17 protein-coding genes and 1 pseudogene are annotated in these 23,412 nt (G+C 31.3%); 14 read left to right on the plus strand and 4 right to left on the minus strand.

The window, feature by feature from the left end; translation table 11 throughout:
- The first annotated feature begins 93 nt into the window (after positions 1–93).
- The 5 genes and pseudogenes from BTO04_RS05180 (at position 94) to BTO04_RS05200 (ending at position 5,485) form a co-directional block, all read left to right on the plus strand.
- Complete coding sequence (locus BTO04_RS05180; RefSeq protein ID WP_087563487.1) at positions 94–2,796, plus strand: T9SS type A sorting domain-containing protein; 2,703 nt, start codon at positions 94–96, stop codon at positions 2,794–2,796.
- Between the two features lie 335 nt (positions 2,797–3,131).
- Positions 3,132–4,199 carry a formylglycine-generating enzyme family protein gene (locus BTO04_RS05185; RefSeq protein ID WP_232455956.1) on the plus strand — a complete coding sequence of 356 codons (1,068 nt, stop codon included), beginning with the start codon at positions 3,132–3,134 and terminating at the stop codon, positions 4,197–4,199.
- A gap of 382 nt (positions 4,200–4,581) precedes the next feature.
- Entirely contained in the window at positions 4,582–4,866 is a 285-nt protein-coding gene (locus BTO04_RS05190; RefSeq protein WP_087563489.1) for a hypothetical protein, read from the plus strand.
- A gap of 75 nt (positions 4,867–4,941) precedes the next feature.
- Positions 4,942–5,133, plus strand: coding sequence for a hypothetical protein (locus BTO04_RS05195; protein WP_087563490.1), 192 nt, complete (start codon positions 4,942–4,944; stop codon positions 5,131–5,133).
- Positions 5,120–5,485: pseudogene (locus BTO04_RS05200) on the plus strand (HIT family protein). The gene BTO04_RS05195 and the pseudogene BTO04_RS05200 overlap by 14 nt, the downstream one beginning before the upstream one ends.
- Positions 5,486–6,329: 844 nt before the next feature.
- Here the strand turns inward: BTO04_RS05200 and BTO04_RS05205 are convergent.
- Positions 6,330–7,202, minus strand: coding sequence for a hypothetical protein (locus tag BTO04_RS05205; protein ID WP_087563491.1), 873 nt, complete (start codon positions 7,200–7,202; stop codon positions 6,330–6,332).
- Between the two features lie 481 nt (positions 7,203–7,683).
- Between BTO04_RS05205 and BTO04_RS05210 the strand changes: the two genes are divergently transcribed.
- On the plus strand, positions 7,684–8,781 hold the full coding sequence (locus BTO04_RS05210; protein WP_198342120.1) for an MBOAT family protein: 1,098 nt from the start codon (positions 7,684–7,686) through the stop codon (positions 8,779–8,781).
- Between the two features lie 89 nt (positions 8,782–8,870).
- Complete coding sequence (locus tag BTO04_RS05215; RefSeq protein ID WP_157662435.1) at positions 8,871–9,824, plus strand: hypothetical protein; 954 nt, start codon at positions 8,871–8,873, stop codon at positions 9,822–9,824.
- Positions 9,825–10,098: 274 nt separating this feature from the next.
- On the opposite strand, the gene BTO04_RS05220 is transcribed toward BTO04_RS05215, so the two are convergent.
- Together BTO04_RS05220 and BTO04_RS05225 are read right to left on the minus strand one after the other, a co-directional pair.
- On the minus strand, positions 10,099–11,643 hold the full coding sequence (locus BTO04_RS05220) for a sugar porter family MFS transporter (RefSeq protein ID WP_087563494.1): 1,545 nt from the start codon (positions 11,641–11,643) through the stop codon (positions 10,099–10,101).
- A 254-nt stretch (positions 11,644–11,897) separates the two neighbouring features.
- Positions 11,898–12,671 carry a LexA family transcriptional regulator gene (locus BTO04_RS05225; protein WP_087563495.1) on the minus strand — a complete coding sequence of 258 codons (774 nt, stop codon included), beginning with the start codon at positions 12,669–12,671 and terminating at the stop codon, positions 11,898–11,900.
- Positions 12,672–12,723: 52 nt separating this feature from the next.
- Between BTO04_RS05225 and dinB the strand changes: the two genes are divergently transcribed.
- Together dinB and BTO04_RS05235 are read left to right on the plus strand one after the other, a co-directional pair.
- Entirely contained in the window at positions 12,724–13,938 is a 1,215-nt protein-coding gene (gene dinB / locus BTO04_RS05230; protein WP_087563496.1) for a DNA polymerase IV, read from the plus strand.
- A complete protein-coding gene (locus BTO04_RS05235) occupies positions 13,938–17,015 on the plus strand; it encodes a DNA polymerase III subunit alpha (RefSeq protein WP_087563497.1) in 3,078 nt (1,025 codons plus the stop codon). The genes dinB and BTO04_RS05235 overlap by 1 nt, the downstream gene beginning before the upstream one ends.
- Before the next feature lie 398 nt (positions 17,016–17,413).
- Here BTO04_RS05235 and BTO04_RS05240 read toward each other — a convergent pair whose 3' ends face one another.
- Entirely contained in the window at positions 17,414–17,770 is a 357-nt protein-coding gene (locus tag BTO04_RS05240) for a hypothetical protein (RefSeq protein WP_087563498.1), read from the minus strand.
- A 131-nt stretch (positions 17,771–17,901) separates the two neighbouring features.
- Between BTO04_RS05240 and BTO04_RS05245 the strand changes: the two genes are divergently transcribed.
- The 5 genes from BTO04_RS05245 to BTO04_RS05265 all read left to right on the plus strand — a co-directional run bounded on the left by BTO04_RS05245 (position 17,902) and on the right by BTO04_RS05265 (position 23,319).
- Positions 17,902–19,014: a tyrosine-type recombinase/integrase gene (locus tag BTO04_RS05245; protein ID WP_087563499.1), complete on the plus strand. Its 1,113-nt coding sequence runs from the start codon at positions 17,902–17,904 to the stop codon at positions 19,012–19,014.
- Between the two features lie 663 nt (positions 19,015–19,677).
- On the plus strand, positions 19,678–20,187 hold the full coding sequence (locus tag BTO04_RS05250; protein ID WP_157662395.1) for a hypothetical protein: 510 nt from the start codon (positions 19,678–19,680) through the stop codon (positions 20,185–20,187).
- A gap of 20 nt (positions 20,188–20,207) precedes the next feature.
- Positions 20,208–20,675: a hypothetical protein gene (locus tag BTO04_RS05255; RefSeq protein WP_157662394.1), complete on the plus strand. Its 468-nt coding sequence runs from the start codon at positions 20,208–20,210 to the stop codon at positions 20,673–20,675.
- A gap of 503 nt (positions 20,676–21,178) precedes the next feature.
- Positions 21,179–21,838, plus strand: a complete 660-nt coding sequence (locus BTO04_RS05260; protein WP_087563501.1) for an ATP-binding cassette domain-containing protein — start codon at positions 21,179–21,181, stop codon at positions 21,836–21,838.
- Between the two features lie 245 nt (positions 21,839–22,083).
- Positions 22,084–23,319, plus strand: a complete 1,236-nt coding sequence (locus BTO04_RS05265; RefSeq protein ID WP_087563502.1) for a choice-of-anchor tandem repeat GloVer-containing protein — start codon at positions 22,084–22,086, stop codon at positions 23,317–23,319.
- Positions 23,320–23,412: the final 93 nt, after the last annotated feature.

The raw sequence follows: 23,412 nt of genomic DNA on the forward strand, positions 1-23,412 counted from the left end.
TAACACCTGGTTTGCTTTTAAAGGTTATTAAATCTATCTCTTAGCTTAATAACCCTTAAAAGTTTACTTTGTGTTTACGCCTAATAATTCTATATGAAATTGAAAATCAATTTTTTACTTTTTGTTTTAACTCTTTTTTCATTTAATTCAGTTTTTTCACAACAAATTGAATTCCCTATTGAAGTACTTGGAGATGAAGGGCTTACCGTGTCGTCGTCATTTACAATTGATCAAGAGCAACTTAACAAAATTAACAGTACCGATAATTTATATCTAAGAGCGAATAATCTCGGGTATCAAGGAAAGGCCTCTGTTCAAGTAAATGGTGGGAACTGGATTTTGCTAACTAATAATTCAGTGAAAATTTACAGCCCTGAAAAAGAGCGAGGCGGGATGACCAATGGTGGTTATAATACGATTCGTTTTACCGTTTCAATTTCAAATTTTCAGGTGGGTGTAAATACCATTGCTTTGCGTTTTAATTATTCTGATGGAATTTCTAATGGTTACCGAGTCATTGATCTTGATGTATTAGATGCTACTTCTGAAAGAATATTAAAAAATAGTTCCTATTACGTTTTACCCGGAACTACAACTCGTGATTATGAAACTAGTTACTTTATTATGGATGCTCCAGAAGATTGGAAATCGCCATATTATACTGAGACTGATGGCGAGCCAGACGATTTGTTTGATAAAGTGTTTCAAGGTAAAAATCTCTGGTACTATGGAAGGAATGGAGCTCCCAGTGTTGAGGGAGACCCGCTACTAAATAATTATTTACCAACTACTGAAAAAGGCTTTTGGTATGGCTATACTAATTTAAGCAGTGGTAAAGAAATAAAGGCGAAATGTACTAGCTGTCATTTGCAAGATGGTAGAGACCTAGAAATATTTTCATATTCAAATATATCTATTATTGAACGTTCAAAATTTCATGATCTTACTGAAGAAGAGGGAAAGTTAATTGCTACTTATATTAGGTCTTTATCTGAAGAAGATCCAACATCTGGTAGCATTGGTCGCTATGGGCGTCCTTGGAATCCTCCTTATCAACCAGGGCCGCAATTGGCGAGAAAGCCTATTGAGCAGTGGGCCGCTGGAGCAGGGCTTGATGCTGTGTTAGAAGAAGATGCTGACATGTTTCCATACCTTTTCCCTAATGGTGTAAGCCAAGAAGAATTGTATAAGGTATTCGATTCAGATGCTACCAGCGATCGAACAGAAATTCCGGTTGCTATCCAATTCCCAGACTGGAAACATTGGTTACCCATTGTTCACCCCATGGATGCCTATATTAAAGATGATTATTGGAACGATGCATCAAAAAATTATGATCCTAAAGAAGGATATAAAAAATTCAGAAAACATATCCTTGATAATTTAAGCACCTATCAACAGCAAAACATTACAGCCCAACAAGCTAGTAATTTAATGAAAGCTAATTCTGCTTTTCATAGTGAATATAGACGGTTTCTTGAAGACGGGAGTTCTAACATAAAACAATGGAGAACTGAAGATGGCACTGCAACCTCAAAAATTGCAGATGATATTCCAAGAGAACTAGCAGCTACCAGTTTAGCGAGACTAATGGCTGTTCAGTATTTTGAAGTTATGAATGAATTTAATTTTCAAGATAAAGCACATTGGTTTACACAAGTTGATGAAGAAGATCATCCGCAAGCCCGACAATGGTTTGGTGAAAGCTACCAAGTATATGAAGTTCCTCCACATTTTCAGGCCTCTGTTGCACTAGAGGGGGCTATTGGAAATGGCAATTCTTTTAAGGGCCAAGAAGATTTTACTGGAAAATATGAGTCCACAAATTGGTATCATTTACAATCTATTGTTAATGGTGGTGAAGGTATGATGCGACAGAATAGTCCCGTAGATTATAATTACCAAAATATGTTTATTTTAAAAGCTAGTAGCTCTTCGGGTTTTTACGAACCTCTGCGATATTATCAGGCTCTTAATACAATGTACAGAACAAAAACTTGGTCTGGCGGAGGCGGACCAAATACGAGTAACGGTTTTAGAATACGGGTGATGGGTCCGTGGTTTTTCTATGGTATGACTTTCAGAAGAAATTTTGAAGGATTTGAAGAAGAAGAGTTCCCTAATCTATTAAACGAATTTTCCCCTAATTTACGTGCACGAGTCACCAACGCATTATTACTGCAATTTTTAACAGAAGTTGAGGATGGTGATGCCGACACCGATGGCAATTTATACAATGAAGGTCTTAACAAACTATATAATAAATCGGATGGAAGTATTTACTGGGAAAGATATACGGGTAATAATGATGCGAGTAACAAAATTGAACCAAAAGATATTCTAGAATCTGAAATACGTAAGGGAGATGATATATTTGACAGCAATGTAGTAGGAATGTGGGTAGATCAGTTTTACTATTTAATTCCCAAGTTTTATGATCTTGGTTTAGATGATACTATCCTAGAGCGACTCATAAATTGGTGCGCTGCTGCATGGCCATTGATAAATTGGGACGCGCTTAGAAAAAATCTTTCGACGCCAGAGCTTACTAGCGATAAGGGCATTTACCTGTCTTACAGTAATAATTATGAAGCTGTTACCATACATGGTTTAACTAATGGCGTTTATAACTTTGTAGTTTATGATTTGCATGGAAGGAAAAACTATAACCGCAGACTTAAAATAACCGGTAACTCAATAATAATTGATACACAACGTATGCGATTAGGAATTTATGTTCTAAGCTTAAGCGACAGTAAAGGTAATACAAAAGCTTTTAAGTTTTTTAAAAAGTAAATATTAGGTCTGGCTCATTGCTAAGAATGAACGAACAGTTCTAATGAAATAAAAAAGTAAAACAGAAAAGTAGAATATGTACTAATATAGTAACAAAAATATTTAATTATAGAAACACATAATATCATTTTTGAGTTAATATAAACTACAAATGAGGCAAAACATTACATATTCAAAAATTTAAAACGAATATATACGATTATTAAAAATAACTCTCTAAATATCAACAATTGATAAATTTTAGTTTGCGTAGTCAGTTTTAAATACGCGACCTATAAATATGTCATAAAAAAACTGAAGATTTTCAGAAGAAAAAAATGAATTTATCAAAAAAAATGAACAAAATTTACTGTAAGATTTTCTACTGTACTTTAATTTGCTTGTTGGGCAGTTGCATACCTAAACCAGAAACAAATAAAGCAAAAAATAAACTTATAATTGAAGGCATGGTATGGATTCCTGGGGGTGTTTATGACCAAGGAGCTTCTAATAAGGATAAAATGGCATTGCCTCATGAAAAACCAAAACACAGTGTGCGGGTTGACGGATTTTATATGGACATCACTGAAGTCACCAATGACCAATTTTCAAGATTTGTAAAAGCCACTAAGTATATGACCACTGCTGAACAACCAATAGAATGGGCATTAATCGCGTCACAACTACCCGAAGGCACCGCAAAACCACACGATTCTATACTTCAACCCGGATCTTTATTATTTAAAAAAACAAAAATGTCTGTACCCAATTTATATGATTTTTCTCAATGGTGGAAATGGAGTATTGGCGCCAATTGGAAACAGCCTAATGGAAAAGGAAGTTCTATTGTTGGTAAAGAAAATCACCCTGTAGTGCATGTATCTTTTGAAGACGCCCAAGCCTATTGCACATGGGCAAGAAGACGCCTTCCTACAGAAGCAGAATGGGAATACGCAGCAAGAGGTGGTAAAAAAGATAAAATCTATTTTTGGGGCGATTTTGTTGAAAACCTTTCGTCTAATGTGAATAGCTGGGAAGGCGAATTTCCAGTTTCTAACACACAAGCAGATGGGTATGAAAAAAGTGCCCCTGTAAAAACATTTCCTCCAAATGATTTTGGTTTGTATGAAATTTCTGGAAATGTATGGGAATGGACCAGTGATTGGTACAATATCTATTACTATTCAACATTAGCTTCTAAAACCGAAATTTCTACAAATCCTATAGGGGCGGATACTGCCTACAATCCCAACAACCCCAAAATTAGTGAGAAAGTTATTAGAGGTGGATCGTTTTTATGTAATGCTTCTTATTGCGCGAGTTACCGAGTATCATCTAGAATGGCTACAGACCCATCTACATCCTTAGAACATTTAGGATTTAGAACAGTTGCAACTCCAGAAATGGTCAACGTAAAGGATTAACTTTATATAAATCCTCCCTAAAATAGTTCGATTTCACTTCCTTTAAATGCATTTTAAAAAACTTAAATCATTAATGATCAGTATGTTTTTTTTTTGTTTTTATAATTAATAGCCTAAAATAAAGTTGTTTTTTAAATGTTTGCAGGAGTTACATAAAAGGAGAAGTTTCAGATATCGAATTATGGTCAAAAACAGAAAAATTAGGTTTTGTAAATGTAGTAGATGCTTTTCAAAATCTAAACGGATCAAAGGTTCCTGATATTTTTTATTAAAAAAATATAAATCAGGTAATAAAGAAATAATTATTAAAGACAATCTTTTAAAGCTAAAAGAATCTTTTCATTTCCAAAACTTTAATCAAGAAGTTGAAGCTCGTTGGAATTTGGTTGAAACTGCTTGGAACCTTAATCTAAGTCCTAAACTTCTTGAAATTAAATATGACGAAGATAAATCCTTCTTCTTTTTAGAAAATGATTTTATAAGAAGAACTGACATAACTTCCATTAGAGATTCTTTAAATGGATATCAGAAAGGTAAATATTTTTATAGTTTTCAATATATTTCAGTTGTAAGTGGTTCATTTAATTTATGTCAAGTTGCACCTTTTATACCTCACCTTAATAAATCAGTTCGCAATCATTTTAGAGCAAATATAAATGATGTATGAAATCTTGTTTTAGCAGATAAAGATTTTAACAGAAATAAATCTGATAGAATTCCAGATAAAAAAAAATTACTCAGATTGTTTAATAGAAATGAGTTTTACTTTCAAAGTAAACACCTTTTAGCTGAAACAATTATTAATCAAACAGGTAAGACAAAACAAAAAAGAATAGATTTTTTAAGTACACAATATCAATTAGCATTAAATTCTGCAATTATTAATTGGAAACCAGAATTTGAATTAAATGGAATTTTTAATGAGCGTATTTAGTAACATTGAAGAAAATAGAATAATATATCAAGGAAAACATTTTTTCTTAATAAAAGATGTATATCCAGTTTCACCAGGACATATTTTAATTATTTCAAATAAAGAAAAATTAGACTATTTTGAGTTAAACAAAAATGAACTTAAAGAGTTAACAGAACTAATTTATAAAGCAAAATAAATAATAGAAATTGAATCTAAACCAGATGGTTATAATATAGGAATGAATTGTGGAAAAGTTGCAGGACAATCGATAATGCATTTTCATTGCCATATTATTCCAAGATTTAAAGGAGATATGCAAAATCCAAAAGGAGGAGTGAGACATTATGTTGAAGGAAAAGGAAATTATTAAAATATACATTAGAAAAACTAAGTTAGAAATGGTAACTTAGGTTGTCGCTTTCTTTTTGTATCAAAAAAAATATTACATTTGAGTAGAAATTCATTATAAATCAGAGTACACTATTCGGTACACGATTTCATTAAAATAAAGCATAAAAGGGTAAAATTTGAATATTTAAATCAAATTCATAACCCTGAGGTCACGGGTTCAAATCCCGTTTTCGCTACAAGTATAAACTTAAATTAAATCAACGAATTGTGTCTCACAATTCGTTTTTTTTATGCCTTCATTTTTCTTGCTTTTACAAAGAGTACAAGATAAGGTACACGATTCAGCTATGAAATTGAATTATTCAGAACCAAAAATTTACACAGTTGGTGTTGATGTTGCCTCATGGTCTAAACTAGCTCCGAAAGATAAAAAAAATTACTTGGAGAGGCTTTTCTGAGGACTTTAATTACATTCATTTACAAGGAAACAGAAATAAATCTGGGGGAAGTAGAATTGTTCCAGTACCCTTCTATGTAAAGGATATACTTGTAAAAGGAGAACCGCATCATAATATCTATTCAGGAACACCTCAACCACTAAATCAGGATTACTTTAAGAACCTTTGGAGTCGTTTTAAGAGAAAATAAAATACACTTAAACAAGCAACAAACACTTTACTCATTTAGAGACTCAGGAGCTATAAAAATCTTTAAAAGAGCGGGCTCCTTATCCAAACTACAGAAAGCGATGGGACACTTGTCTATAAATGTAGGTTTAACGTATATAAGAGGTTTAGATATAGCTGATTTAAAAGATAGAGTATAAATCTGAATTTTTAAGAGAGTTCTTGTAAGTAGGTACTTTAGTTTCCTTTATTTAAAAATACCCGTTTTATGAATTCAGGATTAGATCCTGATATAATAAACGAAATGCTAATATGCCAATATGTTGCAATATAAAACAACAAGACAATCATTTGAAACACCCTAAAATCGACAAATTGTGAACTCAAAAAAACGATCAGTCCAATTCCTAATAATCCTAAACCATTCCATATAATAGCGTCTTTCCAAAATACATTCAAACGCTCTTTGTTTCCTTTAAATATGTCGCTTCGAAAAAGCGGTAGCATTCCCCAAAACGCAAAATGGTATAAAATTAATACCATCCAACTAATCGGTTTAAAAATCGTCAATAAACATAAAACTGGTGCTAAAACTAACCATGGATTAGAAACTAACAACCCCTTAATTGACTCCAATTTATAAAAGTGTTTTTTGGAAATAAATAGTAATGATAATAATGACAGAAAAAACACAACATAACAACATAAAATCAAAGAATCATACGCATTAAAATCACCTCTGCAAGCAATTAAAAATGAGCTCAAAACAATTAAAAAATAGAGAAAATTGAAGAAGATGTTTTTTTCAAAGAAGGATTTGTATGAATACGTTTCGGAAATAGCATGGTGTAAAGCAAAGTAGAAAACCAACCCTAAAGCCCCAAATTTAAGGCCTAAAATCAAACTTATTGGAATTAGTATCATTATTGTAACTTTTTTCCAATACACACGAAAAGAAGAGGAAAGGCCTCTTTGAGAATTTTTAGCTCCTAGTAATATATGAGGAATTCCAGTACCTAAAACAAGTATGGTTAAATATATTTCTGGAAGCACCCAAGAAAGAGGGCCAAAAAAAAGTATAAAAAATAAGATAAAAAAAAATCTAATCAATGTTTTAATAATTTCTATAAAAATACTAATAGTTCAAGACATATAATATACATTTACCGTAAATAATTAAATGGGTTTTGTAAATTTATTTTTTTGGCTTGCATTTAGCGGATATTTTCTAATATACTGGACTATCTTAAACCGACCAGATCGACTCAGGTTAAGGAATATTAGTCTATTAATAGTAAGTTATCTTTTTTATGCTAGTTGGGATTGGAGATTTCTTGGAATCATTGTTTTCAGCTCTGTTCTAGACTACATTATAGGACTAAAATTAGATACCTTAACAAATATCAGGAAACGAAAAGGGCTTTTATTCCTGAGTATTTTTGTAAACCTAGGATTTTTATCGGTCTTTAAATATCATAATTTTTTTATTGAATCCGCTCAGTTAGCCCTTAACTCTATTGGAGTAAATCATGATCTTCTATATCTTAACTGGGTACTACCTGTTGGTATTAGTTTTTATACGTTCCAGACAATGAGTTACACTATTGACGTTTATAGAAAAGAAATAACTTCAACTAAAGACCCCTTTGTCTTCTTTACCTATATCGCATTTTTCCCTCAGTTGCTGGCAGGACCAATTGAGCGAGCTAAAGATTTAATTCCACAATTTGAAAAAATTCACTCCTTTGAGCTTCAAGAAGCAAAAAAAGCAGTTTTACGGATATTATGGGGGGCTTTTAAAAAAATTGTAATTGCAAATAGGTTGGCTTTTTATGTAAATGAAGGCTATGCAAACCCTGACCAGTTGACAGGTTTAACCACCATATTGGTTATTGTCTTTTTTGTGATTCAATTGTATTGTGATTTCTCTGGTTACTGCGATATCGCAATTGGTAGTGCTCGCTTATTAGGTTTTAAACTAAGTGAAAACTTTACGCGCCCTTTGTTAGCAAAAAATATTAAAACACTTTATCAACGTTGGCACATTACAATTCATAAATGGTTTCGTGATTATGTGTATTTTCAACTCAAACTCCCAAAAACAGCACCAAGAAAGGCATCAAGAAAGGTGCTGAATGTTCTTATTGTTTTTGGTTTGGCAGGTCTTTGGCATGGCTCTGGATGGAATTTTCTTCTTTGGGGTATAATAAATGGTCTCTTAATTATACTTTATGACCCAGTTATTGATAAAGCTTTAGAAACAGGAAATTTACTATTGATTTCTGCAACACGTATTTTGGCTCATACGGCCGTTGGTCTATCGCTCATTTTTTTTAGAAGTAAAAACTTAGATCAAGCCAAAGCTATATTCCAGGGGCTATCGCGTTGGGAATTCTCAATGTGGAATATCGAAGAGCTCGCAAATCAAATTCAGATAGGTTTGAATAAAAATGAGATAATGTTTGGACTACTATTTATACTTATTGTTTTTATCGTTGAATACCATCAAGAATATCATAAAGAGCGAATTCATTCTTTTTATACTGGCCATGGATTAAAGAGGTGGACTATTAGCCTAGCCCTCTCCCTAAGTATCCTGTTTTTTGGTTTTCACAGTGGAAGAAAAGGTGCTGAAACCTCTAAAGCTAATAAAAACAAGCAAGAAGAATTTATTTATGAAGAATTTTAGGACAGATGAATAAAACTGATTTTAAACTATTTTTACATGATATAGCTCTCGGGTTATTTACTTTAGTGTTCATACTTTTTTTATGTAACATGAGCGGTGTATTCGACGATGATAGAGTGGTTAGTTTAAAACCCGAACTCATGTGGCGTTCATTGGTAAAAAGAGATTCAGTGAATACAGCAAAAATTATATTTTCCGGAAACTCACAATCTTATACAATGAACCCAATTATTTTAGACTCTATAACTGAAAAATCATCTCAATTTTTTGGATTTCCAGGTGCTGGTATAGAGCCACTTTCGTGGTTTTTTTTAAATTCTTGGGACTATTTAAATCCTGAATTGATCGTTTTAGAAACACATTCTTTCAAATCAACCCTATCCACTGCAAGAACAAAGCTTGATTCTACCAGGTATAAAAGATGGCAGAATGCCCCTCCTCGTTTTATCCCTTGGTCAAAAACAAAATTTATAGACTTCCCAGGTCAAGTTTATAATAATAAAGATGCACTTACTGATTTATTTAATCCGTTCACAAGAAATTATTCTTTAATTGATTATTCACCAGGTCAATTATATGAAGGTCTATTCCCCTCCGAAAAGAAGCAATTAAAAGGGTTTAGAAAAAGTCAGTATTTACCAATTTCAGATAGTCTAATGAATCAATATCGCAATGGTTGGAATTCATTTCCTGACACCCCAGTAGACTTAACAGTATTGCCAATTGTTAAAAAACTAATTAAAGATTGTCAATCTAAAGGCATCAAGGTTCTTATTTACGAATCTCCCATGTATTATAAACACTTTGCAGATCAAAAAAAGCGTAATATACAGTTAGCTTCTTTTTGCAAACAACTTAATGTTCCCTTTGTAAATCTAAACCTAGAGCCTTCGTTAACTAGAAATCCTAATTATTTTCAGGATACGAAAGAAAATAACCAGCATTTAACTTCTGAGGGAGGAGATGCCGTAGCTAAAGTACTTGCAAATAAGATTGTACAACTCAAACTTCTATCAAAAACAAAAAAGAGTACCCATTTCTGATTACTCTTGTAGTAGCGGAAACCAGACTCAAACCAGTCACCTCACCTTCGCATCACAAGTTAAAGTAAATTACTGATTTATTGCGTTTTAAGTTTTTTATTATTTAAATCGTGTTCTAAAACGTGTTTAATTTAGATCGGATTATAATTTTATTATTGAGATTTAGTGATTTTTCTTACTTGTTTTCATAAAATAAAATACCATTAAATCATCTCTTAATAACAACTAACAATATAAAAGCTTTCCAACCTTATAAATAGCTTTGTCTTAAAATCTATTTTTTAACCAACTCCAATTCCAACTCTTCTAATGATTTTCCTTTCGTTTCTGGTAATATTTTTACCAGCATAAAGAATCCTAGTAAAGCAATTATTCCAAAGATAAAAAAGGTAAGTGCATTTCCTAAATTAGATAACTCCCAAGGAAAAATTAGTTGCACTAAAGAACTTATTAACGAGTTTACAAAAGCGATAATACCAATTGCTAAACCTCTATATTTTAATGGGTATAATTCTGATAATAGCACCCACATTACAGGACCTAATGAAAAGGCAAAACAAGCTATAAAACCTAGAATACCTATTAATATTAAATCCGCATTTATCGTTGTTGCTGCTTCCAGAATAGCGCCATCATTTTTACTATATATTTTATTTCCTAAAGCCGCTTTTACATCATTTTTAAAGTCAATATCATTTTCATACACTTTATCTGCCAAAGGCAATAATTTCTGGGATGCAGAAAATTCTAATTGATTAATTTTTTCTGATGTTAATTGATATGTTGCTTGGTTAAAACCATAAGCACACAACAATAAACTAACTGCAATACCTGCTGTACCAAATAATAATAAAGGCCTTCTGCCCATTCTATCAATTAAATAAATGGCAACAAACGTAAATATAACTGAAATTGTACTTAATAAAACGCCGGATGAAAAAGCAGCATCTGTTCCTATTCCTGTTTGCTCAAATATTGAAGTTGCATAAAAATACACTGCGTTAATACCTGTAATTTGTTGCAAAACTCCTACAATTAGACCAACAACTAAAATAAAACGCAATGATGGTTTTAATAAATCTTTAATTTTTATTGCAGATTTATTTTTATCAGCATGTATATTTTTTTCGATAGCAGCAATTTCTATACCTCCTCTTTCAGTACCATGAATCTTATTTAAAACTTTTTTTGCTTCTTCAAAATTTTCTTTCAAATACAACCAACGTGGACTTTTAGGAATAAAAAACAAGAAGACAAAATAACATACTGCAGGAATAAACTCTACCCCTAACATCCATCTCCAAACGTTTTCGTCCGTTAAAAATGTACTTTCTGATGTATTGTATTTATTGAAAAAATAATTACTTAAAAATGCCGCAAAAAAACCAAAAACGATATTCAGTTGTTGCAAAGAGACTAACTTCCCTCTATTTTCTGCTGTAGAAATTTCTGCAATATAAATTGGTGCTAAAACCAACGCTGCACCAAAAGCGATACCTCCAATAATTCTTGCGATATACAGCATTTCATAAGAAGATGCCATGGCGGATAAAACCGCAGAAATAGCATATAAAAAAGCAACAAAAATGAGCGTTTTTTTTCTTCCGATAAGATCACTTAATCTTCCAGAAAACAACATCGCAAACATCGCTGCAAATGAAGGTGCACTTACCACCCAGCCTGATTGTATTTCACTTAAATCAAATTCAGGCCCTGCAAAAGACATGACTCCAGAAATAATTCCGGCATCAAAACCAAAAAGGAACCCTCCTAATGCTACTATAAAACTTATAAAAACAGTGTACGTCTTATTATTCATAATCTATTTTAATTTTAAAAAAGTAAATTTAGTGAATTATTGTTTGCATTGCAGGAGGTGCAATTTCTAAAGTGTTTCATCATTACCAACTATTAATTTATATGCAATTTTAACATCTGTTTTATGAACCCTACAAAAACACCCGAATTTTACACTTATATACTTTATTTCAACTAAATCATGTACAAAAGTGTGTACGCTGATTTCTAATTAATTTTAGTAAAAAAACAAACAGTATTTTACAAAACAAGAATTTACACCAAAGACTTTTTCAAAACCTCTAACTCCACTCCTAACCCATTAAACATTTGTATTATGCTACTCAGTTTTAATTCATGTTCATCATATTCTTGTGTATTTATGCTACATGTAAATTTCCAAAGTTCTAAGACTTCTGAAATTGGAACTTCATAAGATTGATATTCTCTGTTATCTGGCTTTAAGAGTAAGCTTCCTTTTTCTTCAATTTGGTCATATACTCGTTTATAGGTCATTCCGTCATTTTTAGTAACGATAATGTAAGAAGTTCCGTTTTTAACCTCTTTTATGTCTTCTACAAATTCTGCAACTACATAAGAACCATCTTTCATTGGTAACATAGAATCTCCTTTTATGGGAAATGCTCTGTGTTTTCCTGTAGGTAAAAAAGGGAGTTTAATTTTCTCTAATTGTTCAATATATTCTGGATCATCATACCCTAATAAATATCCTGCAGATGCTTTTGCAGAAACCACTTCTATTAAGTTTTCATTATGTTCATCTACAATTATTGGGAATAAAACTCTTTTATCTCCAACTTGTATGAATGAGATATCTTTGGTTTTTGTTAAATCATTTCTCAATAAAATATCAATGGGTATTTTAAAGTAATTGGATAAGTCTATTAAAAACTCTAATGTTGGCGAAGAGCGATTCTCTTCATAAGAACCAATACGAGATCTAGTCACCTTTAATTCTTCTGCTAAACCTTCTTGAGAAAATTTTTTTAATGTTCTTAAGTGTTTAATGTTTTTTGATATAATTTTCATAATACTACAAATGTAAGCAATAAATGTTTGTTTTTGTAGCTAATTTTGCGATGTGAAGAAAAATATTTTACATCTAGATTTAGATACTTTTTTTGTGTCTTGTGAACGATTGATTGATAGCCGTTTACAAAAGAGACCGCTGCTGGTTGGTGGAACAGGAGATCGTGGTGTAGTTGCCGCTTGTAGCTATGAAACGAGACTTTTTGGGGTGCATTCTGGCATGTCTATGAAAGTTGCAAAACGTTTGTGTCCTGAAGCAGTAACCATAAGAGGAAACACAAGTATTTATTCAAAATATTCTCAGATTGTTACTGAAATAGTCAAAGAAAAAGTGCCTCTTTTTGAAAAAGCAAGCATTGATGAATTTTATGCTGATTTGACAGGAATGGATACTTTTTTTGGAAGCTATAAATATGCATCAGAATTAAGACAGCGAATTATAAAAGAAAGCGGACTTCCCATTTCTTTTGGATTGTCTGGCAATAAAATTGTTTCAAAAGTTGCTACTGGTGAAGCAAAACCAAATAATCAATTATTAATTAATGAAGGGTTTGAAAAAGAATTTATGGCACCTTTATCAATTAGAAAAATACCTTCTGTTGGAGAAAAAACATATCAAATTTTAAGAAATTTAGGGATCGAAAAAGTAAAAGTAATTCAAGAAATGCCAGTAGAAATGTTGGTTAGTGTTCTGGGTTTAAATGGAAGAACAATTTGGAAGCGTGCCAACGGAATTGACAATCCTCCTTTAATTCCGTTTCATGAAAGAAAATCTATTTCTACAGAACGCACTTTTAATAAAGATACTATTGATATGAAAAAGCTGTCTCAAACTATTTTTGCAATGGCAGAAAATTTAGCATACCAACTTAGAAAGGGAGATAAATTAGCAGCTGTGATTGTTATAAAAATTAGATATTCAGATTTTAACACCTATACAAAACAAGTTAAAATACCGTATACAAGTGCAGATCACATTATTATCCCAACAGTTGTAGCGCTTTTTAAAAAGTTGTATCAAAGACGCTTGTTAATTCGGTTGGTAGGGGTAAAGATTACAGATATTGTTAGTGGTAGTTATCAAATTAATTTATTTGATGATTCAGAGCAAATGCTCGATTTATATAATGCTATGGATGCCATTAGAAATAAGTATGGAGCGTTAAGTGTTACAAGAGCTGCGGCTATGGGCGCAAAATCTATTGGGCGTTTTAGCAATCCTTTTAATGGGGAACCACCAGCGCTTTTAGCACATAGAAAACAATAATGTATTTAAACTGTCACTCATATTACTCTTTACGCTATGGTACCTTTTCTGAGGTAGAATTGTTAAAGCTTGCAAAAGAAAATCATGTTGATACGATTGCACTTACAGATATCAACAATACATCTGCATGTTTAAATTTTATTCAACAAGCTCAAAAATTCAATATAAAACCTGTTGTTGGAGTCGATTTTAGAAATGGCAATACCCAACAGTTTATTGCATTAGCAAAAAGTAACAAAGGTTTTGAAAACATAAATAGGTATTTGTCTACCTTTTTAGCATCTAAAAACCCCATTCCAGATCAACCAGAATTTTTAGAAGATGTTTTTATTATTTATCCTTTTGAAAAAACATTAGAATTAAACTTAACGTCTTTTAAGGAAAATGAATTTGTTGGTATTTCTGTTGCTGAAATTAATAAACTCCGATTTTCATATTTAAAAAAATATACGGATAAATTGGTGGTACAACAACAAGTTACCATTCGAAATAAAAAGGATTTTAATGCACACAGATTGTTACGTGCAATAGATAACAATACCTTATTAAGTAAACTACGAACATCAGCGCAGTGCCTAGAAACAGATAAGATGTACACTGCAGCTGTTTTGCATGACTATTTTAAAGAGTTTCCTTCTATAATTGAAAATACCAGTACACTTTTAGAGCACTGTAATAATACACCACACAGCACTACAGCCGCGCATTGCAGCGGTGTTCAATTTGGGTTTGGCAGTGATCGGGAAAATCAAAATAAGCAATACTATTGCGATAGCTTTGAAGAAGATTGCACAATGTTATTAGAGCTTTGCCATACAAAGATCAACAGAAGATATAAAAAGGTAACACAAAAAGTTACAGATAGACTTCAAAAAGAATTGAAAGTTATTATTGAATTAAAATTTGTTTCCTTTTTTTTAATCAATTATGACATTGTCAATTATGCAAAAAGTAAAGGATATTTTCATGTGGGTAGGGGCAGTGGTGCCAATAGTATTGTTGCCTATATTATTGGCATTACAGATGTAGATCCTATTGAATTAGATTTGTATTTCGAGCGATTTATAAATCCATTTAGAGCATCTCCACCCGATTTTGATATTGATTTTTCATGGAAAGACAGAGATGATGTTACCAGTTATATTTTTAAACGTTTTAAAAACACCGCACTTTTAGCGACTTACAATACTTTTAAATACAGAGCTGTAATTAGAGAGTTAGGAAAGGTTTTTGGGCTTCCAAAAGAAGAAATTGACAAGCTGAGTACCGCATCAAAACAACAAAAAATGCTTCTTAAACAGGCGTCTACTACTCATAAGAAGACAGTGCCAGCGCAGTCGAATAGCAGTGCTACAGTGTATCAACAACAAGAAATAGACAGCATTGCAAAGTTGGTTTTAACGTATGGAAAGTTCATAGAAGGGTTTCCAAATTATGTAAGTGTGCATTCGGCAGGCATCTTAATTTTAGACAAACCCATTCATTATTATTCTGCAACAAATCTTCCGCCAAAAGGATATCCTACTGTGCAGTTTGATATGAACATTGCAGACGATGTAGGTGTTTTTAAATTTGATATTTTAGGGCAACGGGGTTTGGCAAAAATTAAAGAAGCACTTGAGATTATAAAAAAGAACAGACCCAATGCCCCTCCAATAGATATTACAGATGTAGAAAAATTTAAAAAGGATGCAAATATTAATCACTTATTAAAAACGGGTGGTGCCATTGGTGCTTATTATGTGGAGTCTCCTGCAATGCGGGGTTTGATGCAGAAATTACAAACACAAGATTATTTGGGTTTGGTGGCTGCGAGTTCAATTATTAGACCTGGCGTTTCTGGATCTGGAATGAAAGATGAGTTTATTAAAAGACATCGCTATCCAGAAAAAAGAAAAGAAGCAAACCCTATTTTATTAGCGATTATGCCAGAAACTTATGGTGTAATGGTGTATCAAGAAGATGTTATGAAAGTGGCTAGCAAGTTTGCAGATTTAACATTGGGTGAAGCCGATATTTTAAGACGGGGAATGAGTGGAAAATATCGTTCTCTTGAAGAATTTAAAGCAGTGGAAGATAAGTTTGTTTCAAATTGTAAGAAAAAAGGACATAAAGAGGCACTAATTTTTGAAGTTTGGAATCAGATTAAAAGTTTTGCAGGATATGCTTTTGCAAAAGGGCATTCTGCATCGTATGCTGTAGAAAGTTATCAGAGTTTATTTTTAAAATGCTATTATCCTATAGAATTTATGGTAGCAGTTTTAAACAATGGCGGCGGTTTTTATTCTGCTGCGCATTATATTCATGAAGCCAGAATGAAAGGTGCTATTATAGCGTTGCCTTGCATTAATAAAAGCAATCATCCAAATAGCGTTATTGATACCTCTATTTATTTAGGGTTTGGGTATTTAAAAAGTTTAGAATATTTGGTTATTAAACGGTTCTTAACAGAACGGCAATTGTATGGAGAATTTACATCGCTAGATAATTTTATAGAGCGTGTTGTTATCAGCATAGAACAGCTTACTATTTTAATTAGAATAGATGGATTTCGATTTACAGGAAAATCGAAAACGCAATTATTATGGGAAGCGATATTTAAATTAAATGCCACCAAACAAAAGACAAAACAAGCACAGCTTTTTAAAATTGAGCATACAAAATATGAGTTGCCAAAATTAGCATCTCATTGGATTGAAAATGTGTATGACGAAATGGAATTATTAGGATTTACAATTCACGATTACTTTAAACTAGTTGCAGCCCCTTATTTACCGAGTATAAAAGCAAGAGAAATGATTGCTTATACGAATGAGAATGTTTTAATATATGGTTTGTTGGTTACTACGAGATACAACAAAACTTCACAGGGTAAATTAATGCGATTAAGCACGTTTGTTGATCAAGAGGGCCATTATTTTGATGCAGTTCATTTTACCGATGTGCTAGACTTGTATCCTATAAATGGAATTGGTATTTACGCTTGTTATGGTAAAATTACAAATCGATATGATTTTTGTAGTATGCATATTATTACCTCTAAGAAGATGGGTATTGTTGTAGATCCGAGATGTTGATAAGATTAAAAATTGAGAAAAAATATTTTTCCGAAAAATTAAAAAAGTCATCCTAATAAAAGTTCAGAATAGCTATTCTTGGAACCCGATTGCATTGAGCATTACAGACCTTTGAATACTGAGTTTAACGAAATAATTAAAAAAACCTTCACAATAGTGTTTATGGCTCTTTATAATAAATTGCTATTGAAATATAAAGTACCTTTTTAGGATAATAAAGCGGACTAATAATATCATTATTCAGTTTTAATTAATAGGTTAAATTTACCCTGAATTTATACTGATTCGTTAGAAATTGATACCTAGGTAATACATTTTCGAACAAAGAACTGAGATAAAAAAGACTTTTAAATGGAGGTCCTTTAAAAGTTGAAGTTAGGAGAAAACAGGCACCAGTATTAAGACATTGTTCTTTTTCTAACAATCAATATTTCATCATCGGAGAAAGACATCCAACCAAAATCATATACCCAAAAAAAGGTTTTATTTTTGCTATTAATATGCCAATGTGTATTGTACTTAAAATTAAATTTCTTTTTTTCTAGCAGTATTCTAGGTACTTTTTTTTGTAGCAAATTTTTTCCTAAAACTTCTAATAATATGGATCGATTTCTGTGTAAAATGATATCGATATCTTTGACAGCAATGGCTGTTACTTTTCGTAAATTAACATGATAATAATTTTTACAGCGCTGCGAACAAAATTTCTTATCGCTTCGTCCTTTTACTACGTTATTACATATTTTATATTTCATATACCTAACAAAGGTACGTTTTATCTGTCTTTACACGCTATTCGTTTTTAACGGTTAGTACACACCTATATTTAAATCAACTTTATAATGCTACTATTATCTTTTATATTTGAGCTATAAATAGTAACACTTTGGATAATACACCAATTATTTATCAGCCTTTAAAGAATGCAAAACGCATTAAAATTCATATCCCTTATGAACTAAAGGAACTACGCGATGTTTTTAAGAAAATTAACACCACTTTTTGGCATCCCAATCAAAAATTATGGTCTATTATGTATACAGAAGAAAACGTGGCACTGATAAAAAATATTTTTGGTAAAAACTATAAAACAGTAAATGAGGTAACGCCTACCCCTATTGAAAAAAGACCGCTTAACCAATATGCAATCGAACAGCTTTTTAGATTGGAAAAAGCGTTAGTTTTAAAAAAGTATAGTGCCTCGAGTGTGCGAACCTACAAGAATATGTTTAGTGTTTTTTTAACAAAATTTTCTAACAAAGATATTAGCATAATAACCAAAGAGGAAATAGAGGGTTTTGTTTATGAATTAATTACAAAAAATAAAATTGGAGAGAGTTATCAAAATCAACTTATAAACGCTATTAAAGCGTATTATGAACACGTTTTAAAACTACCTAGAGAGTATTATGAAATACAACGTCCAAAAAAAGCGGTAAGCATACCAAACGTATTAAGTAAAGAAGAAGTTTTAAAAATTATACAGCATCCTAAAAACATTAAGCACAAAGCCATTTTATGGACTATTTATAGTGCTGGACTTCGAATTTCTGAGGTCTTAAATTTGAGAATTATAGATATTCATTCTAAAGAAGGATACTTATTTGTAAAGGATAGTAAAGGAAAAAAAGATCGAAAAACTATTTTATCAAATCATTTAGTAGTGTTATTACGTACCTATTTTAAGAAAGAAAAACCATCTTACTGGTTGTTTGAAGGACAAACAGGCGGAAAATACAGTACTACAAGTGTACGCGCTATTTTTAGAAAAGCAGTAGCAGAAACGAACTCTAATCCTTGGGCAACGGTGCATACCTTGCGTCATTCGTTTGCTACACATTGTATAGAAAACAATGTAAATTTAAGGTATTTACAGAATATGCTAGGGCATAACTCTCCGAAAACTACAGAAATCTATACCAAAACAATTCATATTAATAATAAAAATATCGAAAGTCCTTTGGACAATATGCTGAAAAACGTTAATTTTAAAACATAAAACATATATGTGATATATCAACAATACGCATATACAATTGTTAGATGCCATTGATAAAATATATTCCGTAAAAATTTTAGGATGGTAAAACGTGGGTTGTGGCAAAGCAAAAACCAATGTTAGCGTGGGGACATCGCTTATTTTGGGGTCGCACATTTTTAAAATTTAGTTTTAAAAAAAGATAAAAAACTAAATTTAAAAAATGCACTTGTGGCACTTCCGACTGGACAACGGTGTTTTCGAGCCAGATTGCGCAGTGGCGGAATACAAAATCGGACAACTAAGCGACATAGCTTTGCGGAATTTTTTCTTCTTTGCAAAATCTGAGTTAAATCCAGCGAAATAAATGCGTACTTTTAACTTTGAGAAATATTTCTCACTGTGATGTAGAAAATCATTTCTCACTCGGGCGCGAAAAATCATTTCTCACTCGGACGCAGAAAGATAACGGCATCTAACAATGTATAAAAAAAATAGGGTGGCTTAGTTTAAATTCAATGGTTTGGGCGCACAGGTAAGACCGCCGAATTTTTACAAATTCGACTTTTGCTGAATAAAAAAGGTAAAAGTAAAATTTGTAAAAATCAGCTCGAGACTTAGCCAAAGGGCGTTTTGCGCTTGTTCCCTACTTTTCTTATACCTAACGTTGTGCAACATATGAAAATGAAGTTTACAATTAACATATTATTTCTATTCATCTTTACGTTTTCATTTTCACAAAATGAAATTACGTATGAAAAAACTCTTTCTGATATTAAAAGCTCTTCAAAAATTTTAACTACTACATTAATAATTCCAGATGTTGAATTTTACATTGGAATATTTACGACAGATTGGATAGTTGAGGATTTAACAGAAGAACAATGTGGAGACATTAAAACTGATTCGTTAAAGAACTCAAAAATCATTAAAATTCTTGAATCAAAAAAACTGTTAGAAAAGTTATATGTAGAAATGGAAAACAATAATTATGAAAGTATAAACTCATCTGAAAAATTTGAATGGAAAGACGCAAAACTTGTAATTAATATGAATTTCTCGGACGAATCTGATGTATTCAATCAAGTATATATCCCAATAATGAATAAAAAGAAAGCGAAAGAATTGATCAAATCAATTAGTCCAATATTTGAATCTGACTTTTGTTTTAAAAAATTAAAAAGGAAATTATAAATACGTAGTAAAACATAATCATGAAAACGAAAATAATCAAAATATTGACTTTTTTATTTACAATTATTTTGTTTTTAAGTTGCAATGGAATAAAAGAGAAAAAGAATATTTATGGAAACTGGTATTCAAGTAATTCTGAAAAACTTGAAGACAATACAATTGACTATACAGAAGTTTTTATAAAAAATGACACTGTTCATATTTGCTCTGAATATATATTAAGAATGTTACCGAGAAAAATGATTTTAAAAAACGACTCTTTATTTTTTCACTCAAAAACCGACTCAAATTTTGTTGGAAATATTTTAAAGCAATCAAAAAATAGTTTTGACTTAGGAATAGATAGTAAAAATAAAAGAACCTATTATAAATTGGAAAGTGTTAAGAATCTTGAAAGTCTAATCAATGGAGAGATAACGGAAAAAGATTATCAAGATGAATTTATAAAACGAATGAATATTAGATATAATAAATTGAAAAATGAATAAAAATACGTTGCACAACACCGTGTATAATTCATTGCTAGTACTCGCCTACTTACGAAAATCCTCGCGGATTTTCTATTCAGTTTGTATTTAATAAATTAGGTGTTTAATCAACGCAAAAAATCATACACAAAACCGTTAGCTACAATTCCACTCATTTCCAAAAATGAGTAATTAATAATAGATAAATTAAAAAAAAGCTATTCTGAAAAGTGAAAAAGATACATTTAATATTATATTTTTATAAGTCATTTGCATTAGCAAGTATCATAATATCTGGATTTTTATGCTATTTAATAAATCTTTGGGAAAAAAGTGGCTTCATCATTTCATTACTAACTTTCTTTAAAATAATTACTTTAGGAATTATTTATTATTTCATAAATGACTCACATAATAACGAATTTGTTTTTTACAAGAACCTTGGAATCTCTAACAAATCCTTATGGATTTCAACTATTAGTTTTGACTTTATGATTTATTTAATAATGATAATATTAACTTAAATGAAGAAAAATAAATTAGAAATTGATAGTGTTTTATTTGAAGTTAAAAAGAATCAAATATTAAACAATGTATACTTAAAACTTGAGGCAGGAACTATTACAGCTTTATTAGGAAGAAATGGTTCGGGAAAATCCTCTTTATTCAAAATAATTTTAGGAATTATCAAACCAAGAGAAAAATCATTACGGATTAACGACGTTTCTTTTTTCAATAAAAATCCGTCAAATAAAGATATCTTATATTTATCTCAAAACAATTTTATTCCAAAAAAACTGAAAATAAAAACAGTATTCAATTTTTTTAAATTAGATTTTTTTGATTTTGAAGAATCTTTTCCCGAATTTAAAAACATATCAAAAAATTGTTTAGGAACATTATCGGGAGGAGAAAGAAGAATTATTGAAACATATCTCATTTTAAAATCGGAATCAAAATTTGCAATACTTGATGAGCCCTTTTCTCAAATTATGCCTGTTCACGTTCAAAAAATCAAGAATTTAATTATTCAATCTAAAGAAAAAAAAGGAATATTAATTTCAGACCATTTATATGAACATATCAAGGATATAAGTGATGAAATTTACTTGGTAGCTAATAAAAAGGTTTATTTAACAAAAGAAAAAACTGATTTAATTAGGTTAGGCTACTTAAGAAAATAACTGTAGCTAACACCGTATAAAAATAATGCTTAGTTTAGTGCTTAATCAAGAGTCCGTGCGCTTTTGTTTCGTCTGATTTTCCTTCGGAAAATCCTCGCACACAAAACCGCACTATTCTTATACACAAACCGTTGTAAAACATTAAAACGTTGAATAAACGTACTTACGTTAGCAGTAATTAAAAAAATGAAATTTATTAAAACATAATATTTTATTCCTTAAATTTGTTTTTTAAATAATTTTTTATGAAAAAAATCTTACTACTTTTAGTTATTATATTGAGCTCATGCGAAAAAAATATTACTAACATATATGAATATGAAGAACCTTTAGGAACAGGTTTGTACATGTATGGTACCACATATGAGGGAGGAGCAAATGGTCTTGGAACTATTTATAGAGTTGATCAAAATGGTCAAAACATTCAGAAACTATTTGATTTCACAACCACAACTGGAGGTAATCCCACGGCAGGTTTAACATTAGCTGGTAACGGTAAACTTTACGGATTTACAAACTCTGATGGACAAATTGTTAATGCCGGAGCAGTATTTGCCACAGGTTCTTTTTATGAATTTGATCCTCTAACAAATGATCTGCAAGTAATACAATACTTCGATGATTTATCTCCGACAGGGTACTTGCACAATATCAGCCCATTACTTCACACTAATGGTTTATTGTATTCCACTAGTGAAATAACAGGTATGGGTGATGATGGAAAAATTTGGTCTTATGATATAAATACGAGTACAATTTCAATTTTAGACACTTTAGATGCCAATATATATGGCCCAAATAAAAGTAAATTAATGGAGGCATCTGATGCTCATATATACTTCACAACGGCTAGTGGCTCAAAAAACGGTTATGGTGCAATAATTAGATTTAACACTGCTACAGACTCGCTTGAGGTAGTTTATGCATCGCCTGGAGGTTTCCCCAACAGTAATCAATTTGAAGGGGCTAGCAATAATACATTATTTGAAGCTTCAGATGGCTACCTTTATGGTGCTTCAAAATTAGGTGGAGCTAATAATAAAGGAAACCTTTTTAAAATTGATAAAAATGGTAATAACTATCAAAACCTTTGGAGTTTTGAATGGATTGTAGCAATTGAAGGTTGGGATCCACAAGGTGGTTTTATAGAAAAAAATGGTTTCTTATATTCAGCTACTGCACAACACAATCAACAAGATGCCAATTCAGGTGCGTTTTATAAGGTAGAGCTGGCAACAGGAAACCTTACATTTACTAACTTCCTAGATTTTGAAGGGTATAGACCAATAGGAACATTTATAGAATCATCAAACGGAAGGTTTTATATAACCTGTTCTGGTGGTACTATTACCGATGGTAGCATTGTTGAATATAATCCCTTAAATGGCAATATAACTCAAAGACATGATTTTAATATAGGGAATAATGGAGTAAACCCACTGCGAAACTCTCTATGCCTTGTAGACTTAGGAGCACTTTAGGGCGAAAGTAGTGTTTATAAGAGATTGAGAGTGAGAGTGAAAAACTAATGATAACAAAGAACTGAGTGTAATATTCGTCAAAATAAAATTAAT

It is taken from the genome of Polaribacter sp. SA4-10 (assembly GCF_002163835.1).
Taxonomy (GTDB): domain Bacteria; phylum Bacteroidota; class Bacteroidia; order Flavobacteriales; family Flavobacteriaceae; genus Polaribacter.

What these genes read in the sequence shown, in the direction of transcription:
- BTO04_RS05210 (WP_198342120.1), top strand. Translation starts at nt 7,684, where the DNA reads ATGAGTTACACTATTGACGTTTATAGAAAAGAAATAACTTCAACTAAA.
- BTO04_RS05235 (WP_087563497.1), top strand. Translation starts at nt 13,938, where the DNA reads ATGTATTTAAACTGTCACTCATATTACTCTTTACGCTATGGTACCTTT.
- BTO04_RS05180 (WP_087563487.1), top strand. Translation starts at nt 94, where the DNA reads ATGAAATTGAAAATCAATTTTTTACTTTTTGTTTTAACTCTTTTTTCA.
- BTO04_RS05250 (WP_157662395.1), top strand. Translation starts at nt 19,678, where the DNA reads ATGAAGTTTACAATTAACATATTATTTCTATTCATCTTTACGTTTTCA.
- BTO04_RS05215 (WP_157662435.1), top strand. Translation starts at nt 8,871, where the DNA reads ATGAGCGGTGTATTCGACGATGATAGAGTGGTTAGTTTAAAACCCGAA.
- BTO04_RS05260 (WP_087563501.1), top strand. Translation starts at nt 21,179, where the DNA reads ATGAAGAAAAATAAATTAGAAATTGATAGTGTTTTATTTGAAGTTAAA.
- BTO04_RS05185 (WP_232455956.1), top strand. Translation starts at nt 3,132, where the DNA reads ATGAACAAAATTTACTGTAAGATTTTCTACTGTACTTTAATTTGCTTG.
- BTO04_RS05225 (WP_087563495.1), bottom strand. Translation starts at nt 12,671, where the DNA reads ATGAAAATTATATCAAAAAACATTAAACACTTAAGAACATTAAAAAAA.
- BTO04_RS05220 (WP_087563494.1), bottom strand. Translation starts at nt 11,643, where the DNA reads ATGAATAATAAGACGTACACTGTTTTTATAAGTTTTATAGTAGCATTA.
- BTO04_RS05240 (WP_087563498.1), bottom strand. Translation starts at nt 17,770, where the DNA reads ATGAAATATAAAATATGTAATAACGTAGTAAAAGGACGAAGCGATAAG.
- BTO04_RS05255 (WP_157662394.1), top strand. Translation starts at nt 20,208, where the DNA reads ATGAAAACGAAAATAATCAAAATATTGACTTTTTTATTTACAATTATT.
- BTO04_RS05265 (WP_087563502.1), top strand. Translation starts at nt 22,084, where the DNA reads ATGAAAAAAATCTTACTACTTTTAGTTATTATATTGAGCTCATGCGAA.